Consider the following 6,509-nt stretch of genomic DNA (forward strand, 5'->3'; position numbering starts at 1 on the left):
CCTTGAGGATCGCGCGGGCGATCGACACCCGCTGGCGCTCTCCCCCGGACAGCGCCCCGCCGATCTCGCCGACCCTGGTGTCGTAGCCGTGCGGCAGCCTGCTGACGAACTCGTGGACGTTCGCCGCGCGGGCGGCGGCCTCCACCTCCGCGTCGGACGCGCCGGGGCGGGCCATGGCGATATTGGCCCGGATGGTGTCGTCGAAGAGGTAGACGTCCTGGAAGACGACGGCGACATGACGGTAGATCTCGGTGGGTGCGACCTGGGACAGTTCGGTGCCGCCGATGCGTACGGTCCCCGAGTCGGGGTCCGCGTAACGGGTGATCAGCTTGGAGATCGTCGTCTTCCCGGAGCCGGACGGGCCGACCAGGGCGGTGAGCGATCGGGCGGGCAGGGTGAAGGAGACCCCGTCGAGCACGGGCCGCGCATCGTCGGGGTGGTAGCGGAACACGACGTTGTCGAAGGTGATGTCGAACCGGTCGAGCCGGGCGTCGGGGTCGCCGACGGCGAGGGGTTCGCTCCGCATGACCTCCTCGATGCGTTCGAGCGACGCCTCCGACAGCTCGAACACGGCGATCATGGTGGTGGCGTTGGCGAGCGGCTCGGCGAGTTTGACGGCGGCCACCACCAGGGCGGCGAGCAGCGGTACGGAGAGCCGGGCGTCGAAGACGAGGGCCGCCCCGACGGCGACGGCCGCCACGATCGCGAGCTGCATCGAGGTCGTGGCGATGATGCTGGGCACGGTGAGCGACTTCTGGTTCTCGCTCATCACATGGGTCTGGTGCCGCAGCGCGTCGTCGAGACGGCGCGAGGAGGCCCCGACCTGGCCCGCGGCGCGCAGGACCGGCAGCCCCTGGACGTACTCGACGATCCGTGAGGCCGCCGCGCCGTCGGCGGCGTTGGAGGCGCGCAGCCCCGTGCCGGCCCGGCGCTGGATGCCCCGGACGAAGGGCAGGGCGGCGGGGAGTATCGCCACGAGCACGAGACCGATGCGCCAGTCGACCGCGAGGACGACCAGGACCAGCACGAGCGGGACGATCGCGGCCTGGACGAACAGGAACGCGATGTGGGAGGCGCCCATGGACGCGTAGGAGACATTGCCGCCCACGAGGGCGCTGAGGTCGCCCGCGCTGCGCTTCTCCAGTTCCCGCAGCGGCATGGCGCGCAGCTTCTCGCCGAGGCCGAGTCGGAGGTCGGACATCACCCGGGCCCAGTCCTCGTACTGGAAGCTCAGCTCCTTGAGCCGGCAGAGCGCCTCGACGGCGTACAGCACGGCGAACGCGGCGAACCAGGACCAGGCGGCGGTGGCGTCGACGTCCGGCTGGGCGAGTTCATGGATCAGGCCGATGAGGACGCCGTACGCGGCGGCCTGGGCGAAGGATCCGGCCAGGGACGCCCGCAGGGAGGAGAGGAAGTGCTCGCCTCTCGACCCGGCGGCGAGCATCATCAGGCGGAACAGGCGCTTCATGCGGGTACCTCCGTGGTGGTGCCGGCCGGTGTCCCGCCGGTCGTGCGGCCGCCTGTGCGCCCGGCGAGACCCCATTCGTCCGCCTTGAGGTGCTGGCGCCACATCGCGGCGTAGCGGCCTTCGGCGGCGAGCAGAGAGGCGTGGGTGCCGCTCTCGGCGACCCGGCCCCGGTCCAGCACCACGATCTGGTCGGCGTCGACGATGGTGCTCAGCCGGTGTGCGATGACCACGACCGTACGGCCGCGGGTCAGTTCGGCCAGGGCCCGCTGGATCGCCGCCTCGTTCTCGGGGTCGGCGAAGGCGGTGGCCTCGTCGAGGACGATGACGGCGGAGTCGGCGAGCAGCGCCCGTGCGATGGTGATGCGCTGGCGCTGCCCGCCGGAGAGCAGGGAGCCGCGTTCGCCGACGCGGGTGTCGTAGCCGTCGGGGAGTTCCTTGCGGATGAACTCGTCGGCCTGGGCGGCGCGGGCCGCCGCGCGGACCTCCTCGTCGGTGGCGTCGGGGCGGACGAGGCGGATGTTCTCGGTGATGGTGTCGTCCAGCAGGAAGGGGTCCTGGAAGACGAGTCCGATGTGCCGGAGCAGTTCGGTGGAGCCGATCTTACGGACATCGGCTCCGCCGACCTGTACGGAGCCGGAGTCCACGTCCCAGAAACGGGGGATGAGGCGGGCGACGGTCGACTTGCCGGAGCCCGACGCGCCCACCAGGGCACAGACCGTGCCGTCGGGTATGTGCAGGTCGACGCCTTCGAGGGCCTTGCGTGCGCCGGCGGTGCCGGTGGTGCCGGTACCGGTGGCCGTGGCCGTGACCGTGACAGCGGTACCGGTGGACGTGGCCGTGACGGCGGTGCCGGTGGCCGTGGCCGCGGTGCCTGCGGTGGTGGTCGCCGCCGGCCCGGAGTCGTACGAGAAGTCGACGCCGGTGAAGGTGATCGAGCCGTCGGCCGGCCGCCGGGGCGTCCCGGGCTCCGGCAGGGGGCGGATGGCGAGGATGTCGCCGATCCGGACCGCGCCCGCCCGGGACTCGGTGATGAACTGGCTGAGGTACATCAGGGGCACGACGGCCTCGATCGGCATGGTGCCCAGCAGGGTGGCGAGCACGAGGTCGACGATCGACAGGGATCCCGTCGAGACCAGCCAGGTGCCGACCGCCAGGACGATGACGAGCGTCGGCAGCGGTGTCATGGCGGCGCGGGTGATGACGCCCGCCTTCCTGGTCTGGCGCTGCCACTCCTCGGTCGCCCGGGTGAAGTCCTCCACCCGGCCGGAGAACCGCGCGAAGGAGGTGGTGCCGTCGTCGAAGGTGCGGACCACGGGCATGCCCTGGACGAACTCGACCACGGCCTCGTTGATGGCCTCGTTGGCCTCGTCGTAGGCACGGCGGTGGACGGCGTGGTCCCTGGTGACGAGCCGGAAGCCGATCACCACGGCGGGCACGATCGCGAGCACCGCGAGCAGCAGCCGCCAGTCGATGATCGCGAGCGCGATGAGGGCCGCGACCGGCTGGGCCAGACTCGCCCCGAGCATGGGCGTCGAGTCGGCGACCGCGCCGTGCAGCGCGCGGACGTCGTCCTGGACGACCTTCTTGAGGGCTCCGGAGCCCAGGGACTGGACCCGGCCGAGCGGAACGGTCGACAGATGCCCGGCGAGATCGCGCCGCAGGGTCGTCTCCAGTTCGAAGCTGGCCAGATGGGAGACATCGAAGGCCCGTTTGCGCAGCCCGAAATGGCCGATCATCGCCGCCACGGCGGCGGCCAGATACCAGGCGACCGTGGTGCCGGACCGCCCGTCCGAGAAGAGTTCATCGAGGGCGGAGCCGACCAGCACCAGGCCCGCCACCCCGAGCAGGCCCGCGCAGGCGCCTGATCCGAGGGCGAGGAACAGCCGGCCGCGGACACTTCCCAACAGGGCGAACAGCGGGTCCGGGGGGCGGTCCTTCGCGCCGGCGGTGTCCCGGCCGCCGCCGTTCTCCGGTCCGTCCCCCTCCGGGGTGTGCTGGGCCGGCTCCGCGGTGGTGCCGCTAGCGGGCATGCGCTGCCTCCATTGGGTCCATGGGTCCGAGATGCCTGGCGAAATCGTTATCGAGAATGATTATCATTACTATTCAAGCTCGGGCCACCCGCATCAAGCCAAGTAAGGTTAGCCTTACGCGAACACCGTACGCCTTGGTCCGCTGATCGTAAATTCCCGGAGTGTCATGTACCGCAGAACGCCGTCCAACGGCAGTCACCCCTCCCGAACCGCGAGCGCTCCCGTCACCCGGCGGGGCGTCCTCACCCTTCTCGGCGTCAGTGCGGTCGCCGTGACCGTGCCCGCCCTCGGCGGCTGTTCGTCCGACCGGGCCGCGACCCCGGTCAAGAGCGGCGCACCCACCGGCAAGGCCGTGCGCGGGGGGACCGTGCGGCTCGCCTTCGCCGGAGCGGGCGCGGCCGAGTCCCTCGACCCCTCGGTGGGCCAGACCACCTGTGATCTCGTGCGGTACGCGATCGTCTTCGACCAGCTCTTCGTCTTCGAGAAGGGCACGGCACGGCCGTCGCTCGCCACCTCGGCCGAACCGGGCGCCAAGGGCGAGAACTGCACACTGACGCTGCGTCAGGGCGTCAGCTGGCACGACGGTTCCCCCTTCACCGCCGACGATGTGGTCTACACGCTCAAGCACCGCGCGTCCCCCGAGCGCGCGTACCCGAGCGAGCTGTCCCAGTACTTCGATCTCGACGCCGCGAGGGCGGTCGACGGCCACACCGTCGTCGTGCCCACCGTGCGGCCGGTGGGCGACCCCGCCACCCTCTTCGCCGGGGCGGGCCTCCACGTCATCAAGAACGGCGCGAAACGCTTCACCCCCGGCGCCACGATCGGCACCGGCCCCTACCGGGTCACCCGGTTCCAGGCGGGCGTGGAGACCCGGCTGGAGCGCTACGAGAAATACTGGAACGGCGCCGGGAACGCCGAGCGGATCACACTCCTCAGCATCGACGATCCGCAGGCCAGGGCGAACGCGGTCAAGGGCGACCAGGCCGACTACGCGTCCGACATCTCCTTCTCGACGGCGAAGTCCGGCATACCGGGCGCGGGCCTCCAGGTCCGCGACAGCGGCGAGACACTGCGCACCACCTACGGATTCGTCCTCAATGTCACCCGGGGCGTGTCCATGGACCCCCGGGTCCGCAAGGCGATCAGGCTGAGAATCGACCGCGAGGCCCTGGTCCGGACCGTGTTCCTGGGCTTCGGTGTCACCGCCAACGACCTCTTCGGCGCCGGGGCCAAGCACTTCCTGGACAGCGTCCCCGTACCGGAGCACGACATCGCGGCGGCGAAGGAACTGCTCACGTCGGCGGGCGCGACCGGTAAGCCGTTCGTCGTACGGACGGCGGAGTACGAGTCCGGGCTCAACTCGTCGTCCGAACTGTTCGTCGAACAGCTCAAGGGACTCGGGCTGGACGCCACCCTCGTCAAGGTGGCGCCGAACGAGGGCTTCGACCCGGCGGGAATGAAGGCGTGCGACGCCATGGCCTTCCCCCTGGGGCCCTTCTCACTGGCCCTCACCTACACCCGGTCCGCCGCCTATCCGACCCTCGCCTTCCCCGACCGGGAACTCACCGGCGCCGTCGCCACGGCGATCTCGACCACATCAGGGACCGAGCGGGCGAAGGCGTGGGAGACGGCCCAGAAGGTCATGGCCGACCGGGGCAACTGGGTGGCCTGGGGCCGCGGCGATGTGCTCAGCGTCGCGAAGGAGAAGCTGACCGGCGTCGACGGCCGTGAGTCGCCCAAGTACCCCTGGCTGGGCAAGACCGGGTTCGTCGCGTGAAGGCGGGGGTCATACGGTACGTCTGCGGGCGGCTCGCGATGGCCGCGGCGCTCCTCGTCGCGCTGTCCCTGGTCGTCCACGTCGGAGTCGATCTGCTCCCGGGCGACCCGGCGAGCGCCCGGCTGGGCCCCGGGGTCACCCCGGACCAGGCGGCCGAGGCCCGGGAACGGCTGGGGCTTGACGAGCCGTTGGGGCGGCGGTACCTGGAGTGGGCCGGGGGGCTGCTGCGGGGCGACCTCGGCACCTCGGCCAACGGGACGCCCGTGTCGGAGATGCTGACCGGCCGGCTGCGGAACACCGCCGTCGTCGCCGGTCTCACCGTCCTGCTGCTCGTACCGGCCTCACTGGCCCTCGGCGTGGCACTCGGCCGCCGGGCCGGCAGCCGGCTGGACGGCGCGGGGTCGGCGGCCCTCCTGCTGACCGTGGCGGTGCCGGAGTTCGTCGTCGCGAGCGTGCTGGCGCTGACGGTGGCGGGCCAACTGGGCTGGCTGCCCGCCGCGTCGCTCCTCCCGGCGGGCGGACATCCGCTGGGCCACCCCGATGTGCTGGTCCTGCCGGTGCTCAGCCTCTTCCTGGTGAGCCTGGCCTACGCGAGCCGGGTGATCCGCGCACAGACCGCGACCGCCCTGCGGGCGCCCCACGTGGAGTTCATGCGGCTCAACGGGCTGCCGGAGCGGGCCGTCCTGCGACAGGCCGTGCTGCCCGCGGTCCTGCCGTCGGCGGCTCAGATCTGGCTGATCAGCGCCGCCGGGCTGATCGGCGGAACCGTCCTGGTGGAGATGGTCTACAGCTACCCCGGGATCGGGAAGCTCCTGGTGGCGTCCGTGGACAGCGGCGACCTCCCCGTGGTCCAGGCCCTGGCGATGATCATGGGAGCCCTGACGCTCCTGGCCACCGTGGCCGCCGATCTCGTCGCCGCCTCGGTCGGCCGTACGAGGTCGGCATGAGTACGGCCGTACCGCGCAGCGGAACCCGCCGGGTGCCGTGGCGTGCCCGGCTGTGGGTGCCCGCGATCACGGCCGGCGCCGTGCTCGCGGCCGGGCTGAGCGGGCCGCTCCTCGCCCCCCACTCCCCCACCGCCCAGGTCACCGCCCCGTACGCCGCCCCGGGTCCCGGCCACTGGCTCGGCGGCGACCATCTGGGCCGCGATGTGCTGTCCCGGCTGCTCGAAGGAGGGCCTTCCGTCGTACTGACCACCCTCGCGGCCACCGCCGGCGCCGTCACCGCAGGAACA

The 6,509-nt window shown here is 71.8% G+C and carries 4 protein-coding genes and 1 pseudogene; 3 read left to right on the forward strand and 2 right to left on the reverse strand.

Annotation, left to right across the window (positions count from 1 at the left end):
• Together ACWF94_RS29505 and ACWF94_RS29510 are read right to left on the reverse strand one after the other, a co-directional pair.
• A partial coding sequence (locus ACWF94_RS29505; RefSeq protein WP_453495097.1) for an ABC transporter ATP-binding protein occupies positions 1–1,468 on the reverse strand: 1,468 nt, incomplete at its 3' end.
• Positions 1,465–3,498, reverse strand: coding sequence for an ABC transporter ATP-binding protein (locus ACWF94_RS29510; protein WP_453495100.1), 2,034 nt, complete (start codon positions 3,496–3,498; stop codon positions 1,465–1,467). The genes ACWF94_RS29510 and ACWF94_RS29505, both read right to left, overlap by 4 nt.
• A 166-nt stretch (positions 3,499–3,664) precedes the next feature.
• Here ACWF94_RS29510 and ACWF94_RS29515 point away from each other — a divergent pair, with 166 nt between their 5' ends.
• The 3 genes and pseudogenes from ACWF94_RS29515 to ACWF94_RS29525 form a co-directional block, all read left to right on the forward strand.
• On the forward strand, positions 3,665–5,275 hold the full coding sequence (locus ACWF94_RS29515) for an ABC transporter substrate-binding protein (RefSeq protein WP_453495103.1): 1,611 nt from the start codon (positions 3,665–3,667) through the stop codon (positions 5,273–5,275).
• On the forward strand, positions 5,272–6,222 hold the full coding sequence (locus ACWF94_RS29520) for an ABC transporter permease (protein ID WP_453495107.1): 951 nt from the start codon (positions 5,272–5,274) through the stop codon (positions 6,220–6,222). The genes ACWF94_RS29515 and ACWF94_RS29520 overlap by 4 nt, the downstream gene beginning before the upstream one ends.
• A pseudogene (locus ACWF94_RS29525) lies at positions 6,219–6,509 on the forward strand (ABC transporter permease); the annotation flags it as partial. The gene ACWF94_RS29520 and the pseudogene ACWF94_RS29525, both read left to right, overlap by 4 nt.

This window comes from Streptomyces sp. NPDC055078 (genome assembly GCF_053607985.1).

Coding starts and splice junctions, on each gene's coding strand:
- ACWF94_RS29510 (WP_453495100.1), bottom strand. CDS start 3,498: ATGCCCGCTAGCGGCACCACCGCGGAGCCGGCCCAGCACACCCCGGAG.
- ACWF94_RS29515 (WP_453495103.1), top strand. CDS start 3,665: ATGTACCGCAGAACGCCGTCCAACGGCAGTCACCCCTCCCGAACCGCG.